Origin of the sequence: Paraburkholderia sp. SG-MS1, from assembly GCF_012275575.1 — a bacterium.
In the GTDB taxonomy this organism is placed as follows: Bacteria; Pseudomonadota; Gammaproteobacteria; order Burkholderiales; family Burkholderiaceae; genus Paraburkholderia.
Window position 1 is genome coordinate 16,602 of the sequence record NZ_NPIH01000091.1, and the last position, 18,893, is coordinate 35,494.

19 protein-coding genes and 1 tRNA gene are annotated in these 18,893 nt (G+C 64.0%); 6 read left to right on the forward strand and 14 right to left on the reverse strand.

Features of this window, described 5'->3' with window-relative positions:
• Positions 1-99: 99 nt before the first annotated feature.
• From CIC12_RS06100 to CIC12_RS06110, 3 genes are all read left to right on the forward strand, one after another.
• Positions 100-453 (forward strand): YkgJ family cysteine cluster protein, encoded by a 354-nt coding sequence (locus CIC12_RS06100; RefSeq protein WP_342030505.1) that lies wholly within the window; start codon positions 100-102, stop codon positions 451-453.
• Between the two features lie 105 nt (positions 454-558).
• Entirely contained in the window at positions 559-1,152 is a 594-nt protein-coding gene (locus CIC12_RS06105) for a DUF1439 domain-containing protein (RefSeq protein ID WP_168663122.1), read from the forward strand.
• A 90-nt stretch (positions 1,153-1,242) separates the two neighbouring features.
• Positions 1,243-2,079, forward strand: a complete 837-nt coding sequence (locus tag CIC12_RS06110; protein WP_168663124.1) for an undecaprenyl-diphosphate phosphatase — start codon at positions 1,243-1,245, stop codon at positions 2,077-2,079.
• A 104-nt stretch (positions 2,080-2,183) separates the two neighbouring features.
• Here the strand turns inward: CIC12_RS06110 and trmB are convergent, their stop codons facing one another.
• The 5 genes from trmB to CIC12_RS06135 all read right to left on the reverse strand — a co-directional run bounded on the left by trmB (position 2,184) and on the right by CIC12_RS06135 (position 5,400).
• Positions 2,184-2,966, reverse strand: a complete 783-nt coding sequence (gene trmB / locus CIC12_RS06115; RefSeq protein ID WP_168663126.1) for a tRNA (guanosine(46)-N7)-methyltransferase TrmB — start codon at positions 2,964-2,966, stop codon at positions 2,184-2,186.
• A gap of 200 nt (positions 2,967-3,166) precedes the next feature.
• Positions 3,167-3,240 (reverse strand) — tRNA-Gly (locus tag CIC12_RS06120).
• Positions 3,241-3,315: 75 nt separating this feature from the next.
• Positions 3,316-3,879 carry a YggT family protein gene (locus CIC12_RS06125; protein WP_168663128.1) on the reverse strand — a complete coding sequence of 188 codons (564 nt, stop codon included), beginning with the start codon at positions 3,877-3,879 and terminating at the stop codon, positions 3,316-3,318.
• A 190-nt stretch (positions 3,880-4,069) separates the two neighbouring features.
• Positions 4,070-4,390: an EthD family reductase gene (locus CIC12_RS06130; protein ID WP_121315480.1), complete on the reverse strand. Its 321-nt coding sequence runs from the start codon at positions 4,388-4,390 to the stop codon at positions 4,070-4,072.
• A gap of 77 nt (positions 4,391-4,467) precedes the next feature.
• Positions 4,468-5,400, reverse strand: a complete 933-nt coding sequence (locus CIC12_RS06135) for a Rossmann-like and DUF2520 domain-containing protein (protein ID WP_168663130.1) — start codon at positions 5,398-5,400, stop codon at positions 4,468-4,470.
• Between the two features lie 777 nt (positions 5,401-6,177).
• On the opposite strand from CIC12_RS06135, the gene CIC12_RS06140 reads away from it, so the two are divergent.
• A complete protein-coding gene (locus CIC12_RS06140) occupies positions 6,178-6,474 on the forward strand; it encodes a hypothetical protein (RefSeq protein WP_168663132.1) in 297 nt (98 codons plus the stop codon).
• Positions 6,475-6,636: 162 nt separating this feature from the next.
• Positions 6,637-7,602 carry a threo-3-hydroxy-L-aspartate ammonia-lyase gene (locus tag CIC12_RS06145; RefSeq protein WP_168663134.1) on the forward strand — a complete coding sequence of 322 codons (966 nt, stop codon included), beginning with the start codon at positions 6,637-6,639 and terminating at the stop codon, positions 7,600-7,602.
• Positions 7,603-7,659: 57 nt separating this feature from the next.
• Here CIC12_RS06145 and CIC12_RS06150 read toward each other — a convergent pair whose 3' ends face one another.
• The gene (locus tag CIC12_RS06150; protein ID WP_168663136.1) at positions 7,660-8,337 is read right to left on the reverse strand and encodes a LysE family translocator; all 678 of its coding nucleotides are present in this window, start codon (positions 8,335-8,337) and stop codon (positions 7,660-7,662) included.
• 51 nt (positions 8,338-8,388) lie between these two features.
• Positions 8,389-9,957, reverse strand: coding sequence for a UbiD family decarboxylase (locus tag CIC12_RS06155; RefSeq protein ID WP_168663138.1), 1,569 nt, complete (start codon positions 9,955-9,957; stop codon positions 8,389-8,391).
• Positions 9,958-10,561: 604 nt separating this feature from the next.
• On the opposite strand from CIC12_RS06155, the gene CIC12_RS06160 reads away from it, so the two are divergent.
• Positions 10,562-11,746: a transglycosylase SLT domain-containing protein gene (locus CIC12_RS06160; RefSeq protein ID WP_168663140.1), complete on the forward strand. Its 1,185-nt coding sequence runs from the start codon at positions 10,562-10,564 to the stop codon at positions 11,744-11,746.
• 214 nt (positions 11,747-11,960) lie between these two features.
• On the opposite strand, the gene CIC12_RS06165 is transcribed toward CIC12_RS06160, so the two are convergent.
• The 7 genes from CIC12_RS06165 to hemL form a co-directional block, all read right to left on the reverse strand.
• Positions 11,961-13,157, reverse strand: coding sequence for a pyridoxal phosphate-dependent aminotransferase (locus tag CIC12_RS06165; RefSeq protein ID WP_168663142.1), 1,197 nt, complete (start codon positions 13,155-13,157; stop codon positions 11,961-11,963).
• Between the two features lie 140 nt (positions 13,158-13,297).
• Positions 13,298-13,732 carry a transcription antitermination factor NusB gene (nusB, locus tag CIC12_RS06170; protein ID WP_121315472.1) on the reverse strand — a complete coding sequence of 145 codons (435 nt, stop codon included), beginning with the start codon at positions 13,730-13,732 and terminating at the stop codon, positions 13,298-13,300.
• On the reverse strand, positions 13,729-14,235 hold the full coding sequence (gene ribH, locus CIC12_RS06175; RefSeq protein ID WP_006050161.1) for a 6,7-dimethyl-8-ribityllumazine synthase: 507 nt from the start codon (positions 14,233-14,235) through the stop codon (positions 13,729-13,731). Before ribH ends, nusB begins: the two co-directional genes overlap by 4 nt.
• A 48-nt stretch (positions 14,236-14,283) precedes the next feature.
• Positions 14,284-15,417, reverse strand: coding sequence for a bifunctional 3,4-dihydroxy-2-butanone-4-phosphate synthase/GTP cyclohydrolase II (gene ribBA / locus CIC12_RS06180; RefSeq protein WP_168663144.1), 1,134 nt, complete (start codon positions 15,415-15,417; stop codon positions 14,284-14,286).
• A gap of 210 nt (positions 15,418-15,627) precedes the next feature.
• Positions 15,628-16,242, reverse strand: a complete 615-nt coding sequence (locus CIC12_RS06185) for a riboflavin synthase (protein WP_168663146.1) — start codon at positions 16,240-16,242, stop codon at positions 15,628-15,630.
• Between the two features lie 15 nt (positions 16,243-16,257).
• Positions 16,258-17,415, reverse strand: a complete 1,158-nt coding sequence (ribD, locus tag CIC12_RS06190) for a bifunctional diaminohydroxyphosphoribosylaminopyrimidine deaminase/5-amino-6-(5-phosphoribosylamino)uracil reductase RibD (protein ID WP_168663148.1) — start codon at positions 17,413-17,415, stop codon at positions 16,258-16,260.
• An 81-nt stretch (positions 17,416-17,496) separates the two neighbouring features.
• On the reverse strand, positions 17,497-18,780 hold the full coding sequence (hemL, locus tag CIC12_RS06195) for a glutamate-1-semialdehyde 2,1-aminomutase (RefSeq protein ID WP_168663150.1): 1,284 nt from the start codon (positions 18,778-18,780) through the stop codon (positions 17,497-17,499).
• Positions 18,781-18,893 lie beyond the last annotated feature (113 nt).

An 18,893-nucleotide genomic window follows, 5' to 3' on the forward strand; every position in this document is an offset into this window, starting at 1 on the left:
GCCGGATTGTGTAAAAAGGTCGCACGGAACGCGGTGGCACAATGCGGGTCTGGCAATGCGGTTGCCTGTTTTCCAAATGAGGACGGTGTCGTGAGTGATGTGTTGAACAGCGTGTTGAAAAGCGTATCGAAAAGCCCGTCAAACAGCGATGCGAAGCGCGCGTCGCCGTTTCTCGCGGCCGATCATGCATGCCGTCCCGATTGCGGCGCGTGCTGTATCGCGCCGTCGATTTCGAGCCCGATCCCGGGCATGCCGCATGGCAAGCCTGCGGGCGTGCGCTGCGTGCAACTCGGCGACGATCTGCGTTGTGCCATCTTCGGTCAGCCGGAGCGGCCAGCATGCTGTTCTGGTCTGCAACCGCAGACCGACATGTGCGGCACCGACCGTGGCGAAGCGCTCGCCTGGTTGACGCAGCTCGAGGTACAAACGCAACCGCCCGCAGCGGCTCACTAGTCCGTCAGGCGGGGCGCGCCTGCCTCGCGCGCCATCCAACCCGCATCGGCCGACCATCGGGCCACCCAACCGCATGCTTGAGAAGGCTTCCACTGGAGATTTCGCATGACACGATCCGCAGCGCCGGCCCGGCGCCGCTTTCTGCGCGCCGCGCTGTCCGGCTGTAGCGTGCTTGGCATCACCGTTTCGCTCGCGGCCTGCGCGACGCCGACGTTTCCGTTCATCCCGTCGCACTACACGTTCTCGCAGCAGCAGGTGCAGGACGCGGTGCAGCGAAAATTCCCGTATCAGCGCACGGTGTCGCAGGTGTTCGACGTCTCGCTGACCCATCCAGTGGTCGGTTTTCTGCCGGATGCGAACCGCGTCTCCGTGAAGCTCGATGCGCGCTTCGCGAGCCCGTTCATGCCGCAGCCAGTGGACGGCGTGTTCACGCTGTCGAGCGAACTGGCCTATGACGCCGTCAGCCGATCGGTCGTGCTGAAATCGCCGAATGTCGACAACGTGAGCGTGAACGGGCAGGCGCAGGTCTACACCCAGCAGATCAACGCTGCCGCGGCGCTGCTCGCGACGCAGTTGCTGACCAACTATCCGATCTACACATTCAAGCCCGAACAATTGCAATTCGCCGGAGTGAACTACGAACCCGGTACAATCACCATCCTTACAAACGGCATACGCGTGCAAATCGTCGAAAAATGACGGGCGCGCGGCCGGCGGGGCCGCGCAGGCACGTCACTGTTCGCGCCGGTCCTGTTCGTTCCGACAATCTACCGCGATAAAGGGGCACGGATGGACTGGCTACTGGCTTGCAAGGCGTTGATTCTGGGCGTCGTCGAAGGGTTGACCGAGTTTTTGCCGGTGTCGAGCACCGGGCATCTGATCGTCGTCGGCAGTCTGCTGAATTTCACCGACGAACACGCGAAAACCTTCGATGTCGTGATCCAGCTCGGCGCGATTCTCGCCGTGTGCTGGGAGTTTCGCCGCCGCATCGGCACGGTGGTGGTCGGCTTGCCGAGTCGGCCCGAAGCACGCCGCTTCACGCTGAACGTGGTCATTGCGACGATTCCGGCGATCGTGCTCGGCCTGCTGTTCGAAAAAACGATCAAGGCTGCCCTGTTCTCGCCAGTGCCCGTCGCGTTTGCGCTGGTGGCGGGCGGTGTCGTGATCCTGTGGGCGGAGGCTCGTCAGCGGACGGGCGGCGCCCAGGTGGTGAGGGTCCACAACGTGGACGATATGAGCGCACTCGATGCGCTGAAAGTCGGTCTCGCGCAGTGTTTCGCGCTGATTCCGGGCACCTCGCGTTCGGGCGCGACGATTATCGGCGGGATGCTGTTCGGGTTGGAGCGGCGAGTCGCCACGGAATTTTCGTTTTTCCTCGCGATTCCGATCATCTTCGGCGCAACTGCGTACGAGCTCTACAAGGACTGGCATCTGCTGTCCACTGACGCGCTTGGCAGCTTCGCGCTCGGCTTCGTGGCGGCCTTCGTCAGCGCGTTCATCTGCGTGCGCTGGCTGCTCCGATATATCGCCTCGCATGATTTCACCGCGTTCGCGTGGTATCGGATCGGCTTCGGCTTGCTGATCCTGCTGGTCGGCTATAGCGGTGTGTTGAGCTGGAGTGAATGAGATTTGCGCTTTGCTCGTGCCATGAAAAAAGGTCCGCTCGATGGAGTGGACCTTTTTTGCTTTCAGGCAGTCACCCTTTGCAGGGGACTTCCCGGCGCGAGCCTTTACCCGGCGTTGCGTTTGCGGAACACCAGATCCCACACGCCATGCCCGAGCCGCAGTCCGCGCCGCTCGAACTTCGTCACCGGACGATACGCCGGGCGCGGCGCATAGCCGTCAGCCGTGTTCTCCAATGCGGGTTCGGCGCCCAACACTTCGAGCATCTGTTCCGCATAGTTCTGCCAGTCGGTCGCGCAATGCAGATAGGCACCCGGCTTCAGGCGCGACGCGAGCAGTGCGACGAACTTCGGCTGGATCAGCCGGCGCTTGTGGTGGCGGGCCTTGTGCCAGGGGTCGGGGAAAAAGATGTGCACGCCGTCGAGGCTGTCCGGCGCGATCATCTGTTCGAGCACTTCGACGGCGTCGTGCTGAACGATGCGGATATTCGACAGCGACTGCTCGCCCATCAGTTTCAGCAGCGCGCCGACGCCCGGTTCGTGCACTTCGACGCCGAGGAAGTCGTCGTCGGGACGATGCAAGGCGATCTCCGCAGTGGTCGCGCCCATCCCGAAACCGATCTCGAGCACACGCGGCGCGGTGCGGCCGAATACGCCGGTCCAGTCGGGTTGGTGCGGCGTGTAGGGCACCACGAAGCGCGGGCCGAGTTCGTCCATCGCGCGGCGCTGGCCGGTCGACACGCGGCCCGCGCGCGTGACAAAGCTGCGGATGCGGCGCCGATGCAGCGCCTCGTCTTGCGGCGCGTCGTTGCTGGCGGTTTGGCCCTCTGCAACGCTCGGGGACGTCGGGAGTTCGTCCGGCAGGCCGGTGTCGTTTGGATCGTGGATCATCGTCGATGCTGCTACAAGGGTGAGGGCGTCGCGGCTCGCGCGGCATGCCTGTCAGCAGGGGCGGCGCAGGCCGCGAAACGTGCGCGCGGTTGGCTGACGCCGTGTGTTGCGACTTACTACGCCGGGGCGCCGCCACTACAAAAAAGCCGCCTTCGTGGAGGCGGCTCATGCGGTATTTTTGCTGAAGGCTCAGCGCAAAGTGGAGCGGGCGATGGGAATCGAACCCACGGCTCTAGCTTGGGAAGCTAGGGTATTACCATTATACGACGCCCGCAGAGCGCACAATTCTACTCGGGAAAGGGTGTTCAGCGCAAATCACGCCACGCTTTCCCGCCAACGCTGCGCGTCTTCAGATGACGAAGTAGGTGAGTTGAACGGCGGCGCGCGTGACCACCATCAACAACACCTGCACGATCACGAACAACAGGATTGGCGACAGATCGATTCCGCCAAGTTGCGGAATCACCCGGCGCAGCGGATTCAGGAACGGCGCGGTCAGCTGATACAGAATCGGCATGGCCGGCGAGCGCGGGTTGAGCCACGACAGTAGCGCCATCAGGATCGTCATCCAGATGATCAGATTCAGCGCCCACTTGATGACGGTCAGTACGGCGACGATCAGCAGCGTCGGCACGAGCGTGAGCGGATCGACGCCGGTGAGGACCACCATCAGCACGACGTACACGATCGCCGCGATCAGCGCCGCGACGAGGCTCGCCCAGTCGATGTTGCGCGTACTCGGCAAAATGCGCCGCAGGGGCAGCACGATCCAGTTGGTGGCTTGAAGCACGGCGTTCGTCACCGGGTTGTAGGGCGGCATGCGCACGACCTGCAGCCAGGCGCGCAGCAGCAGCGCCGCGCCGAACAGCGTGAAGACGGTATTGAGCAGAAAACGGGCGATATCGCCAAACATCTCGTGTCCTTATGCTTCGGATGGCGGCCGTCGAGCGGTCGCGGAGTGCCGGCGTCGACCGATCGGTGCGCGCCGGCGGTTCATTGGGAATGCATGCGCGTTTCGCGCGTGGATTCGGTGACACGGCTTCGAACCGGATGCACCGGCAAGCATGATGACACGCCACCGTTTCACCGCGGTCTGCTCGACATCACACGGAAATCTTGATCTCGCTGATCAGAATCGTGCCGTTGCCGCCGTCGGTGTAATTAGGAATGTCGGCCGTCAGTTGTTCCGCGGCCGGCTTGAAGACTTTGTAGAAGTCGTCCGCGCTGTCGAACAGGAAGTGGCCCGCGGCCACATACGGCGGTGGCGTTCCCGGCGGCCCGGCGTTGATGCCGACGTCGACCGACCAACCCTTCAGCGACGGCCCGAACAGCTTCGCCGCGAGCGGCATATGCGTGACGCTGTAATAGTCCACATCGAAGTGGCCGTTTTCCCGATACGGATAGAGGATGCTGACCTTGATCATTGTGCGTTCTCGTCTGTTGGTCCCGAAGCGCGGCGCCGGCGGATTGCGAGCTGCGCCGGACGTCACATTATCACGCCTTACTTGACGCTTGCACCTGCTGCGGCCCGATTCAGCGACCGGTTCAGCGATTCCTCCACCGCCGCGGCGATTGCCTCGATCGCCGCGGGGGGGCTCGCTCGGCGCTCGGCGAGTCCGACCGCGCGCCGGGACAGCAAACCGTACAGCGCGGCGTGGTCGCCGCCGAGGTCTTCGAGCAGCGCCAACTGCTTCGCTACGACCCCGGTATCGCCGCGCGACACGGGGCCCGCGAGCGCGTTGGACAAGCCCTTGTCGCGGGCGGTTTCGATGGTGCCGGCGAGCATCGGCAGCAGCGCGCGCAGCGCGTCGTCTTCGGCGAAACCCAGTGTCCGCCATAGCGCGACGCATTCGGCGAGGCTGCACAGCACGAAGCTGGCCGCATAGTGCGCAGCGGCGTGATACAGCATGCGCCCGCCCGGCGGAATCGACAGGGGATGGCAGCGCAGCGCGATGGCCAGCGCTGTGAGCGTGTCTTTCAGCGCGCCGTTGGCCTCGATCGTCACCGAGCAGCCGGCGATCCGCTCGAGATCGGCGAGGTCCCCGCTAAAGAGGTACAGTGGATGAAATCCGCCGATCGCTGCGCCCTGGTCGCGCGCCGGCGCCAGTAGCGCGACCGGCGACGCGCCGCTGCAGTGCACTAGCGCCTTGCCGGACCGGGCAGCGTCCGGGCCGAAACGCAGTGTGTGCGCTGACGTACCGATGCTGTCGTCGGGAACGGCTAAAAAGACGATATCGCCGGCGTCGACAACCTGCTGTGGATCGTCCGATGCCGTGCAATGCTCGATTTGACTGGCAAGCCTGGCGGCCGAGGTCGCCGAGCGGCTCGCCACCGCCGTGACCGGATAGCCGGCGCGTGAAAAGCTCAGCGCAAGACAGCGCGCGAGCCGGCCCGCACCGATAAACCCCAGGCGCGGCAGAGGGAACTGGGACATGGTTGCCTGCTCCAGACGGAACATTTGAACGGAAAGTAGAAGTATCGCGCATTCGGCTGCCAGCAGAGTGATCCGGCACCGACGGTCTTCCGATCGGCTTGCGCACGATCTGCCGTCTGCAGCCGGTCATCCGACTGCGCCACGACGGGTTCGAAAACTGCTTGCCGTTCGTGATTCGCGTGATATGTCAGTTTGGTAGTCGCTGTTTCTGGGTACTTCGTTTCGCAGTCAGATTCGGGAGGTCGACGATGAGTATTTTTTCTTACCGGAAGCACTTGCGGTTCCTGACACATGCACAGCGCCGCCGCTGGTGGGACCAGAAAAAGCGCCTGACGCCGCGTGTGCGCATCAGCGGCGCATATGTTCCGCCTAGCGTCTCCCGTGAATTTGCCTATGTGAAAGTCGGCTAAACGGCGACGCTCGCAGGTGAGCAATGCCCGGCGCGTTCGCCGGGCATTTTTTATGGCACGGTTTGATTGCTCCATCAGGATTGAAGCTAATTTGTAATCAAAGATTACTGAAACGCGAACTCGAAAAACGCCAGTTTCCTGAAATGACGATTGGCGTATCTCTAAAACTCCTGAAACCCTTGATTCCCGGCTCTCGACAGCGCTGCAGCGAGGCTCGGCGCGCCTGAGCGAAGCGTAATCTATTGCTACGAATTGCAATTTGCAACAAATGCGAACAGAAGTGCGCGGCCTTTTTCGATAAATTGTTCCAATAGCATGCAAGGCATGCGAAGTCGGCGACCTTGGAAGGCCGCGCTAGGAGAACAAAGTGAAAAAGATCGTTCCGTTCGTTGTTGCCGCAGGGCTCGGCCTTGGACTTGCCGGGGCTGCTCAGGCGCACGTTTCCGTGGGCATCGGGATTGGCGTTCCGGTTGCACCGGCTTATCCGGTGTATGCCGCGCCGCCGCCCGTCTACTACGCGCCGCCGCCGCCCGTCTATGCACCGCCCGTCGTGTACGCGCCGCCGCCCGTCGTGGTGGGCGGCTACTACGGGGGATATGGCCGCCCTTATTATCGCCACGGCTACTATCACGGGTATTACGGCCACGGCTACTATCGCCGCTAAATGCGGCATGCCCGTTGAGGGCTGTCGACGGCGTAACGCTGGCTTGATCGCCGGGTTACGCCGTTTTTGTTTTATGTGGCCGCGCCACGGCATAGACGTTCCAAAGCATTCGCGAAGCTGGGAGAATGGCTGTTTCGCCTACGCCCCAGGAGAGTTTCGCCGATGCAAGCGCTTCCCGCTCCCACTTTCGACGACGTACTCGACGCCGCAGCGCGTCTTGAAGGCGTCGCCCACCGCACCCCAGTCCTGACATCGAGCACGTTCAACGAGCGCACGGGCGCGTCGGTGTTCTTCAAGTGTGAAAATTTTCAGCGCATGGGCGCCTTCAAGTTTCGCGGCGCCTATAACGCGATTTCGCATTTCGACGCGGAGCAGCGCAAGGCGGGGGTGCTGACCTATTCCTCGGGCAATCACGCGCAGGCAATTGCGCTGTCGGCGCGCCTCGCCGGCATCCGCGCGACGATCATCATGCCGCACGACGCCCCGGCCGCCAAAGTAGCGGCGACCAAGGGCTACGGCGGCGAAGTGATTACCTACGACCGCTACAGGGAGAACCGCGAGGAGATCGGCCGGCGGCTCGCCGAGGAGCGCGGCATGACGCTGATTCCGCCGTACGACCACCCGCATGTGATTGCCGGGCAGGGCACCGCAGTGAAAGAGTTACTCGACGAAACCGGCCCGCTCGACATGCTCTTCGTATGCCTCGGCGGCGGCGGCTTGCTCGGCGGCAGCACTTTGTCAGCGGTTCAGCTGAGCCCGACGTGCACGGTAATCGGTGTGGAACCGGAAGCGGGCAACGACGGCCAGCGGTCGCTCGCGCGCGGCGAGATCGTGCATATCGACACGCCGCGCACGATTGCCGACGGCGCCGCCTCCACGCATCTCGGCGACTACACGTTCGCGATCATCCGCAAGCATGTGGCGCGGATCGAAACCGTCAGCGACACGCAGTTGATCGAGACGATGCGCTTTTTCGCGCAGCGCATGAAGATGGTCGTCGAGCCGACGGGTTGCCTAGCCGCGGCGGCGGTGTTCAACGGCATCGTGCCGGTGAAGGGCAAGCGGGTCGGCGTGGTGGTGAGCGGCGGCAATGTCGATTTGCCGAAGCTCGCGGAGTATCTTGCGTGACCACTCGGTTCGAATCGACGTGACGACGGCGGCTTGCCAGCGCAAGCCGTTTCTTCATCAGCTCGCGACGTGTGTGCTTTGCACGATCAGATCGTGATACCCGTTGACGATCACGCTGTACGAAAAATACGCGAACAGCAGCGCGGACACCACATGGCAGGCGCGCAGCAGACCGGCGCCGGCGCGCTTGCGGCCATGACTGCCGAGCCCGCAGATGAAGATCGTCCAGCACAGCCCGCCGAGAAAAAAGCCGCCAAGGAAGATCAGTGCGGTTGTCGGACTGGTGGCGCCCGCTTTTGCGATCAATGCGCCGCCGACCGCCGCGAACCATAGAATCGCCGACGGCGACGACACCGCCAGCAGCACGCCGCGCAAAAACGCGCGCCACGGCGACAGATGCGGCGCGTCGGCGCCGCCTTCGCCCGCTACTGCCGGCGCCGTTGCCGGGAATATTGCCTCGCGCGCCATTTTCCACGTGAGAAACAGCAGGATCGCCGCGCCGCCGATCCATACCACCCAGCGCACCGATTCGAACTGCAGCAGCGCAGCCATGCCCGCGAGCGCGAGCGCCGCGTAAATCAGATCGCCGACACATGAGCCGAGGCCGAGCCAGAACCCCGGCTTGAAACCGTGCGACAGCGTCAGCGAAATGATCGCGACATTCACGAGACCGATATCCAGGCACAGCGACAACGACAGGAAAAACCCGTCCGACATCATAGAAAAGGGGTGCATCCGTGCAACTGCTCCATCTGCTTTGTTATTGGTCTTGTCGTACTGCTCGACTTACAGACCCAACTTGTTCCACAAGCTGTCGACGCGCTGTTTGACCGCGTCGTCCATGACGATCGGGCGGCCCCATTCGCGGTCGGTTTCGCCGGGCCATTTGTTGGTCGCGTCGAGGCCCATCTTCGAGCCGAGGCCGGCGACGGGCGACGCAAAATCCAGATAGTCGATCGGCGTGCGATCGACCAGCACCGTGTCGCGCGCCGGATCGATACGCGTGGTGATCGCCCAGATCACCTCTTTCCAGTCGCGAATGTTGACGTCCTCGTCCACCACCACGATGAATTTCGTATACATGAACTGGCGCAAGAAGCTCCACACGCCGAACATCACGCGCTTTGCGTGGCCGGGATAGCTCTTCTTCATCTGCACGATCGCCATGCGGTAGCTGCAGCCTTCGGGCGGCAGATAAAAGTCAGTGATTTCGGTGAACTGCTTCTGCAGCAGCGGCACGAACACTTCGTTGAGCGCGACGCCGAGCACGGCCGGCTCGTCGGGCGGTTTGCCCGTGTAGGTGGAGTGGTAGATCGCGTCGCGCCGCATCGTGATGCGCTCGACGGTGAACACCGGGAACCACTCCTGTTCGTTGTAATAGCCGGTATGGTCGCCGTACGGGCCTTCGAGCGCGTGCTCGTACGCCGCCGACGCGCCCCTCGCCGGACGCGGCGGCGCGCCTGCGGGAGCCGGGGAGGGCGTGCCGTCTTGCGGATAGATGAAGCCTTCGAGCACGATCTCGGCGCGCGCGGGCACCTGCAGGCCCTCGACGCCCGGCGTGAGGCACTTGGCCAGTTCGGTGCGGCCGCCGCGCAGCAGACCTGCGAACTGGTATTCGGACAGGGTGTCGGGCACCGGCGTGACCGCGCCGAGGATGGTCGCCGGATCGGCGCCCAGCACTACGGCCACCGGATACGGCTTGCCGGGGTTCTGCAGCGCGAATTCGCGGAAATCGAGCGCGCCGCCGCGATGCGCGAGCCAGCGCATGATCAGCCTGTTACGTCCGATCATTTGCTGGCGATAGATGCCTAAATTCTGCCGGCTCTTGTTCGGACCTTTCGTGACGGTCAGGCCCCATGTGATCAGCGGACCGGCGTCGCCTGGCCAGCAGGTCTGGATCGGCAGTCTGGCGAGGTCGACATCATTGCCCTCCCAGACGATTTCCTGGCAGGGTGGTGCGCTCACGGTCTTCGGCGCCATATCCCACACTGCCTTGGCGAGCGAGAGCAGCTTGCCCGCGTCCTTGAGGCCCTTCGGCGGCTCCGGCTCTTTCAGCGCCGAGAGCAGCCGGCCAATGTCACGCAGCGACTCTAGCGCCGCGCCGTCGCCTTCGCCGGCGTGCGCGTCAATACCCATGCCGAGCGCGACCCGGCGCGGCGTGCCAAACAGATTGCCGAGTACCGGGAACGCATGCCGCTCCTTGCTCTCGAACAGCAACGCGGGGCCACCGGCGCGCAGCACCCGATCGCATACCTCGGTCATTTCCAGTTTGGGCGAAACGTTGTGCGAGATGCGGCGCAGTTCGCCAATCGTTTCGAGGCGGCCGACGAAGTCGCGGAGGTCTTTGTATCTCATCTGGTGCGGTCAGGGCCGCATCAGCGGCAAAAGAGAAGGGCGCGGCAGGCTGCAGCGTGCCGGAACGGATTGTCGATTTTACCTGCGTTGGCTAGCGCACGTAGATCGACCAAACGGCTTAGTCCGCACGGAAGAGGTCGGTGCCTCCAGAAGGCGCGGCCGGCGTGGCTCCGGACGAACTGAACACCGTTCATTATTACAAATAGTTATACTTTTGCTATTCTATAGTGTTGACGATCTATAAAACCGTGCATAGAATCCGTCCACATTGGTTGCAGGGCATGAACCTTTTTACCATCGCCCCCGGTCCCACTGACGCAACGCGTCACCGCTTACCGATTCCCTGCACGGTTTTGCCGGCTTTTTTGAAGTCCTCGCCAGCGCCGATTGACGCTGGTTTTTCGCGTGGGAGCCAACGCTTGCCCTCTTGGCATCGCGTATGCCGTTTTTTTCGAGACGGCTCCCCACAAACGGTATTTGCCGTTTTCCCGACGTCGCTGCTGCCCTAACCAGACAGAGCACGCGATGTCTTGACTCTACGGACGTGTGGTACCGCCATCTTCCTCGGGCGGGGTTCGCAGATCATGCAACATGGGAGATCTGAATGAACGCCTGGTTATCCTGGCGTCCCGATGAGCGTATCGCGCAAGTTGTGCGTGGTGTGCTGCGTCGCGGGACGCGAATGAGTCATTACCTGTTCAGCATCGTCGGCGGTGTCGCTGTCGTGCTGGCACTCGCGCTGTGGTTGATGCCGGCCTGGCGCGGCACGCTCGCCGCGCGGTTGATGCCGGTCATCTCCGCGGCGGTGCAAGCGGGTCCTGCCCGTCTGCTGCAGGGCAATCCGCTGCCGTCCTTTGGGCCGCCTGGCAACGTGGCTGCGTCTTCCGACGACACGCTGTCGGCCAACTCGACGAACGGTGCCGAAACGAACAACGGTGCAAACAGCGGCGGCACCGGCCTTACCGTGAGCAATACCAGCTTCGACGGCGCTTTCGACGGCTCCGGCTCGGCCGGTATGGGCGTCGCGGCGCTGAACGGGCTCGATCCGCGCACCATGCAGAGCGTCACCGCGCTCGCGCGCATGATCCCGTCGCAGCGCGTGTCCGCCGATGCGCGTGACGATCGCGTGCTGATCTCGAGCCGTGAGCAGGATCTGGTCGCGTCGTACCTGGCGCGGCGTTATCGCGTCGCTCAGGAACCTGTCAGCGAGTTGGTGAAGGCAGCCTTCGACACGGGCCGCGAAGTCGGTCTCGATCCGCTCCTGTTGCTGTCGGTGATGGCGATCGAATCGGGCTTCAACCCGTACGCCGAGAGCGGCGTGGGTGCGCAAGGCCTGATGCAGGTGATGTCCAAAGTGCATTCGGACAAGTTCCAGTATTTTGGCGGCGAGAGCGCGGCCCTCGAACCGGTCGCGAATATCAAGGTGGGCGCGTTGGTGCTGAAGGATTGCATCGCCCGAGGTGGTTCGCTGCCAGGCGGTTTGCGTCTTTACGTCGGCTCGACCTCGCAGGACGACGGCGGCTACGGCGCTAAGGTGATGGCCGAGCGTGGCCGTCTGCGCGACGTGGCGCGGGGCCGCAAGGTGCCGATCAACGCGCCGCAGGCTCCGGTACTGACCGCGTCGACCACCACCAATGCGGCGGCCAGCGGCGGCAAGCGGGTGCAGGTGACGCTTCAGGGCGCCCATCAGCTGAGCGCGGCGAGCCCGGTGAAGGCGCCGGCGGCTCCTGAGGAGCAGGACGACGCCAACACGAAGCACGTGGCATCGGCTTCGGAGTTGGGCGCCTGAAGCTGGGCGGCATGATCCCGATGTCGTTGTGGGCAATTTGATGTATGAGCGGCGGTTATGGAAAAAGGACACCTAGGTGTCCTTTTTTGCGTCTGAAGGATCACAAGCGCGCGCGGCACGCTGGTGGTTGGCGCGTCAGGCGTGTGATGGCGCAGAGGGGTACTGGCAGGTCCACCGCGGAAAACCGAGCGCGGCCGATCCCGCCTGCGGCCTCTCAATGCCGCCCGAAGAGCTTCGCCAACCGCTCGACCGCCTCCTCCAGCTTCGGATAGGCCGTGGCATACGACAACCGGATGTACTCCTTCGGCGCGTGCGTGCCGAAGTCCATGCCCGGCACCAGCACCACGCCGGCGTCGTGCAGCATGGCTTTGGTGAGCGCCGCGCTGTCGCCAGCCGCCGGATGCGAGACGGTGCGGCAATCGGCATACACGTAGAAGGCGCCGTCCGGCATGACCGGGACCGAGAAGCCCAGCGACTCCAGCGCCGGCGCGATGAAGTCGCGGCGGTGCTTGAACTCGAGGCGCCGCGCTTCATAGACGGCGATCGTTTCCGGCTCGAAGCAGGCGAGCGCCGCGTGCTGGGCGAGCGCCGATGCGCAGATGAACAGGTTCTGCGCGAGCTTTTCGAATGCGCCCACCATGCCGGGCGGCACCACCAGCCAGCCAAGCCGCCAGCCGGTCATGTTGAAATACTTCGAGAAGCTATTGACTGTAATCACGTCGTCGCCGAACGAGAGCGCCGACACCGGCGCGGCGTCATAGCTCAAGCCCTGGTAAATCTCGTCGACGATGGTGAATCCGCCACGCGCCCGTACTGACTTGACGATGCGTTCGAGTTCGGCCGGTTCGATCGACGTGCCGGTTGGGTTCGACGGCGACGCGAGCAGCACGCCGCGGGTGCGCTCGTTCCACAGGCGCTCGACATCGGCGGCGGTCAACTGGAAGCGTTCGGCCGGGCCGCTCGGCACCATCACTGGCTTGCCTTCGGCGGCGATCACGAAATGACGGTTGCACGGATAGCACGGATCGGGCATCAGCACTTCGTCGTCGCGATCGACCAGCGCCGCGCAGGCCAGCAGCAACGCGGCGGAGGCGCCGGCGGTGACGACGATCCGCGCCGGATCGACGCTGACGCCGTAGACCGCGGCGTAATGCGCCGAAATCGCTTCGCGCAGCGCGTGCAGGCCGAGCGCATTGGTGTATTGCGTCACGCCGCGCCGCAGCGCATTGGCCGCTGCTTCGATGACCGGCTCGGGCGCGGTGAAATCGGGCTCGCCGATTCCCATGTGAATGATGTCGCGTCCGTCGCGCTCGAGAAGCGCTGCCTCCTTGGCCAGTTCCATCACGTAGAAAGGCTGGATGGCGTCGACACGCGCAGCAAGCCGCACCAAAGGTTCGGTCACGGAGTTCATACAATCAAATCCAGTTCAGAAGCAAAAGCGGGACGGCGTCCGGCGCGTTTGTCACGCGCGAAACGGCGTCCCCGCAAACAGTTCGGCTTTGCCAGGCGAGGCGCGTGAGACCGGCGTGGCCGGCATCACGCAACTCATACTCAATGCTTGCGAGCCGCCTGTGTTTCGTCAGCGCGCAGTTGCGCTGAGAGCTTGTCCAGCACGCCGTTCACGTACTTGTAGCCGTCGGAGCCACCGAACGTCTTGGCCAGTTCAACCGCTTCGTTGATGACCACGCGATAGGGAATATCGACGTGATTCTTCAGCTCGAACGCGGCAACCAGCAGCACCGCGCGCTCGACGGGCGAGAGCTGCTCGATGGGACGGTCGAGACACGGCGCGATGGCAGCGGAGAGCGCTTCCGAGTCGCGCATCACGCCATGCAGGATCGCGTCCAGATGCTCGTGATCCGCCTTGTCGAAGCCTTGCGCGCCGCGCAGTTGCGCGTCGATCTCGCCGGCGGGCGAACCCGACAGCAGCCACTGATAAAGCCCCTGCGTGGCCAGTTCGCGGGAGCGTCGGCGTGCGCTCTTCATGCCTCTTCCTCTTCTTCGTCTTCTTCTTCGTCGTCGCCGCCGAGTTGTTCGAGCGCGACGGCGAGATTCGCCATTTCGACGGCCACGCGCGCCGCGTCACGACCCTTCTCGGTCATGCGGGCGACGGCCTGTTCGTCGTTCTCGGTAGTCAGCACGGCGTTCGCAACCGGAATGCCGAAGTCCAGACCGATGCGCGTGATGCCCGCGCCGCTTTCGTTCGACACCAGTTCGAAGTGGTACGTTTCGCCGCGAATCACCGCGCCGAGCGCGATCAGTGCGTCGAACTGCGCGCTTTCCGCGAGCTTTTGCAGCGCCAGGGGGATTTCCAGTGCGCCCGGCACGGTGACGAGCAGCACGTCTTCGCCGGTCACGCCGAGGCGTTCCAGTTCTTCGATGCAGGAGTCCGCAAGACCGTTGCAGACGGGTTCGTTAAAGCGCGCCTGGACGATGCCGATGCGCAGCCCGTCGCCGTCGAGATTCGGTTGGTATTGTCCGATTTCCATGTGAATTCCGTAATGTTTGAGTGGGCGCTAAGCGCGTGAATAGTCGGATCAGCCTTGCGGTGCCTGCGCGGCGCTGCCCGGCATCGGAACGAACCCCGTGACTTCGAGACCGTAACCCGACATGCTGCCCAGCTTGCGCGGGTTCGACAGTACCTGCATCTTGCCGACACCGAGCTCGCGCAGAATCTGCGCGCCGATGCCGTACGTCTTGAAATCGACCGGCCGGCGCTTGAGCGCGTTGGCTTTTTCCTTCGAGTCGAACGCCTTGAAGACGTCGATCAGATGATCTTTCGAGTCGCCGCAATTCAGCAGCACGACCACGCCGAGGTCGCGTTCCGCGATCTCTTTCATCGCCGCGTCCAGCGTCCACGAGTGCGTGGATTCGCCGACTTCGAGCAGATCCAGTACCGACAGCGGCTCGTGCACCCGCACCGGCGTGTCCTTGTCCGGGTTCGGCGTGCCGCGCACCAGCGCGATATGCGGCTGGCCGCTCGGCTGATCGAGATACATGACCGCGCGGAACGCACCGTGTGCGGTCTGCATGGTGCGTTCGCAAATACGCTCGACGATCGACTCGGTGCGGCTGCGGTAGTGGATCAGATCCGCGATCGTGCCGATTTTCAGGTCGTGCTCTTTCGCGAACTCCATCAGGTCGGGCAGGCGCGCCATCGTGCCGTCGTCCTTGATGACTTCGCAGATCACCGCGGCCGGCGTGAGACCCGCCAGCGCGGTGAAGTCGCAACCCGCCTCGGTATGGCCGGCGCGCACCAGCACGCCGCCGGGCTGGGCCATGATCGGAAAGATGTGGCCTGGCTGCACGATGTGCTCGGCTTTGGCATCCGGCGCGACCGCCGCGGCGATCGTGCGGGCGCGATCGGCGGCGGAAATGCCGGTGGTCACACCTTCGGCCGCTTCGATGCTGACCGTGAACGCCGTGCCGTATTGCGTGCCGTTGCGGTAGGTCATCAGCGGCAGGTTCAGCAGCTTGCAGCGTTCCTGCGTGAGCGTCAGGCAGATGAGGCCACGGCCGTAGCGGGCCATGAAATTGATCGCTTCCGGCGTGACGAACTCGGCGGCGATCACGAGGTCGCCCTCGTTTTCGCGGTCTTCTTCGTCGACGAGGATCACCATCCGGCCGGCTTTCAGTTCGGCGATGATCTCTGGAGTGGAGGCGAGCGTCATGTTGGCGAGATTTTCGGGAAAGCGCGTATTTTACGCCACGCGCGAGTCCAAGTCGCCTCCGCCGGATGGCATAGGCCGTTTGGCCGACTGGCGATGGCCCCCGGGGCGTTGCTATGCTCGTCGAAATGATGCACGCATGAACGGGCTGAAAGCGGCAGGGCGCCGCGGCGAGCCCATGCGCGGCCGGGCCTTGAGCCCGGCGTGGGTCCGTTATTTCGGCGCGTTCAGCATGCGCTCGACGTAGCGCGCGATCAGATCGATTTCCAGATTCACCTGCGTGCCTTCACGCAAACGCTTGAGCGCGGTTACTTCGACCGTGTGCGGAATCAGGTTGATCGAGAACTCGCAACCGTCGTCGCGATCTTTAACCGAGTTGACGGTCAGGCTCACGCCGTTGACAGTGATGGACCCTTTGTATGCCAGATAGCGGCCGATCTCGCGCGGCGCCAGCACGCGCAGTTCGTGCGATTCGCCGACCGGCGCGAAGTGCGTGACCGTGCCGAGGCCGTCCACGTGGCCGGAGACGATATGACCGCCGAGCCGGTCGTGCGCGCGTAGCGCCTTTTCCAGATTCACTTCGCCGATTTCACCAAGGCCTGCCGTGCAGTTCAGGCTTTCGCGCGATACGTCGACTTCGAAAGAATGCGCGGTTTTCGCGACCACCGTCATGCAGGCGCCCTGGATCGTGATGCTATCGCCGAGCTGCACGTCGCCGAGGTCGAGGCCGCCGGCTTCGACGTTCAGGCGCACACCCGCGTCGCCGTCCATGCCCAGCGGTTTGACTGATTCGATGCGGCCCACTGCCGCGACGATTCCTGTGAACATCGTGCTAATCCTTGGTCATTTCGAAACGGAGGGGGGCGCGGGAGCCGTGCCGGTTTCGGCTGAGGTTTGCGGCGCGAAGCGCGCAAGAATCCGCAGATCGTCGCCGATCCGGTCGATCGCGTGGAAATTCAGTTTGACGCGGCCGTCGAGCGATTGCGGCGCGCCGAGGTTGAACATGCTCATTGAATCCATGCCGAGCAGGCTCGGCGCGAGATAGACGAGCAGTTCGTCGACACAGCCCTCGCGCAGCAGCGAGCCGTTCAGCTTGTAGCCCGCCTCGACGTGCAACTCGTTGACGTTGCGCTCGCCGAGCACCTTCAGCAGGCGAGGCAGATCGACCTTGCCGGCGGCGTTCGCCAGCTGGATGATCTCGGCGCCGCGATCGCGTAACGCGGCTGCCCGATCGGCATGGCGCTGATCGAGATTGCCGCAGAAGATCAGGGTGGGTGCGCCGGCCAGAATCTGTGCGTCCGGCGGCACGTCGAGCTGACTATCGATCAGCACGCGTTGCGGTTGGCGCGGCGTGTCGACCGCGCGTACCGTCATGCGCGGGTCGTCTTCCCTGACGGTGCCGATGCCGGTCAGAATCGCCGATGCGCGGGCGCGCCATGCGTGACCGTCTGCGCGCGCCGCTTCGCCGGTGATCCATTGGCTGATGCCCGACGGTAAGCCGGTGCGGCCATCCAGCGACGCCGCCACTTTCATGCGGACCCATGGGCGGCCGCGCGTCATGCGCGACACGAAGCCGATGTTCAGTTCATGCGCTTCGTTCGCGAGCAGCCCGCAACGCACTTCGATGCCGGCGTCGCGCAGCATGGCGAGTCCGCGTCCGGACACTTGCGGGTTGGGGTCTTCCATCGCCGCGACCACGCGCGCGACCTGCGCGTCGATGAGCGCGTTCGCGCACGGCGGCGTGCGGCCGAAGTGGCTGCACGGTTCGAGCGTCACGTAAGCGGTGGCGCCGCGCAGATCGTGGCCGCGCGAGCGCGCGTCCTTTAACGCGCGAATCTCCGCGTGATCCTGGCCGGCCGGTTGCGTAAAACCTTCGCCGATCACTTCGCCGCTTTTGACGAGCACGCAACCTACGCGCGGATTCGGATCGGTGGTGTACATGCCGCGCCTGGCCAACGTGAGCGCGCGTTCCATATGGACGAAGTCGGTTTGCGAAAACATCGGGATCCGGTCGGGTACGGTGGCTAGGCTATATCGAGTTTCGGTTTCGGCGGTCTCTGCTGCTTCGACGCCGCGCGGGCCTCAGGCCGCGAGCGACGCAAAGGCGCCGCGCGCCGCGTCGATCGTGGCGTCGACGATCGCATCGTCGTGAGCGATCGACACGAAGCCCGCCTCATACGCCGACGGCGCGAAGTACACGCCCGCGTCGAGCATCTTGTGGAAGAACGCGTTAAAGCGCGGCACGTCGCTCTTCGTGACTTCGGCGAAGCTGGTCGGGATCGACTCGGTGAAGTAGAGGCCGAACATGCCGCCAAGCGAATCGGCCGCGAACGGCACCTTCGCTTCGCCTGCGACTTGCGCGAGCCCCTGCACGAGGCGTGCGGTGCGTGCCGCGAGCGTGTCGTAGAAGCCCGGCGCCTGGATCAGTCGCAGCGTCTTCAGGCCCGCGGCAACCGCGATCGGATTGCCCGACAGCGTGCCCGCCTGATACACGCCGCCGAGCGGCGCGAGATGAGCCATGATGTCGCGCCGTCCGCCGAAGGCCGCCGCCGGCATGCCGCCGCCAATCACCTTGCCCAGACACGTGAGGTCCGGCGTGATGCCGTACACCTCTTGCGCGCCGCCGAGCGCCACGCGAAAGCCGCACATCACTTCGTCGAAGATCAGCACCGAGCCGTATTCACTGCACAGGCGACGCAACGCCTGCAGGAATTCCGGCGTGGCGCGCACGAGGTTCATGTTGCCCGCGACCGGCTCGACGATCACCGACGCGATCTCGTTGCCGAACGCCTTGAACGCTTCTTCGAGTTCGGCGACGTTGTTGTATTCGAGCACGGTGGTGTGCTTCGCGATATCCACCGGCACGCCCGCCGAGGTCGGATTGCCGAAGGTCAGCAGGCCCGAGCCGGCCTTGACGAGCAGGCTGTCCGCGTGACCGTGATAGCAGCCTTCGAACTTGACGATGCGGCTGCGGTTCGTGAAGCCGCGCGCGAGACGCAGCGCGCTCATGGTGGCTTCCGTGCCGCTCGACACCATGCGGACCTGTTCGATCGACGGCACGAGCTTGCAGATCTCTTCGGCGATTTCCACTTCCGACTCCGTCGGCGCGCCGAACGAAAAGCCGTTGGCCAGCACGCGCTGCACGGCTTCGAGCACTTCCGGGTGAACGTGGCCAAGGATCATGGGGCCCCACGAGCCGATGTAGTCAATGTAGCGTTGGCCGTCCGCGTCCCAGAAGTAGGGGCCTTGCGCGCGCTCGATAAAGCGCGGCGTGCCGCCGACGGAACGGAAGGCGCGCACCGGCGAGTTCACGCCGCCAGGAATGGTGCGTTGCGCGCGTTCGAAGAGGAGTTCGTTTTTGGACATGGCGATGGCTGGAATTGGGGTTGCGCAGCGGCGCAGGTTGCCCGTGGGCGATTCGCGCGATGCTGGGACAGGTGGAGAAATTGTACCGGAGTCGGCGTGAACGGGTCTTGCAG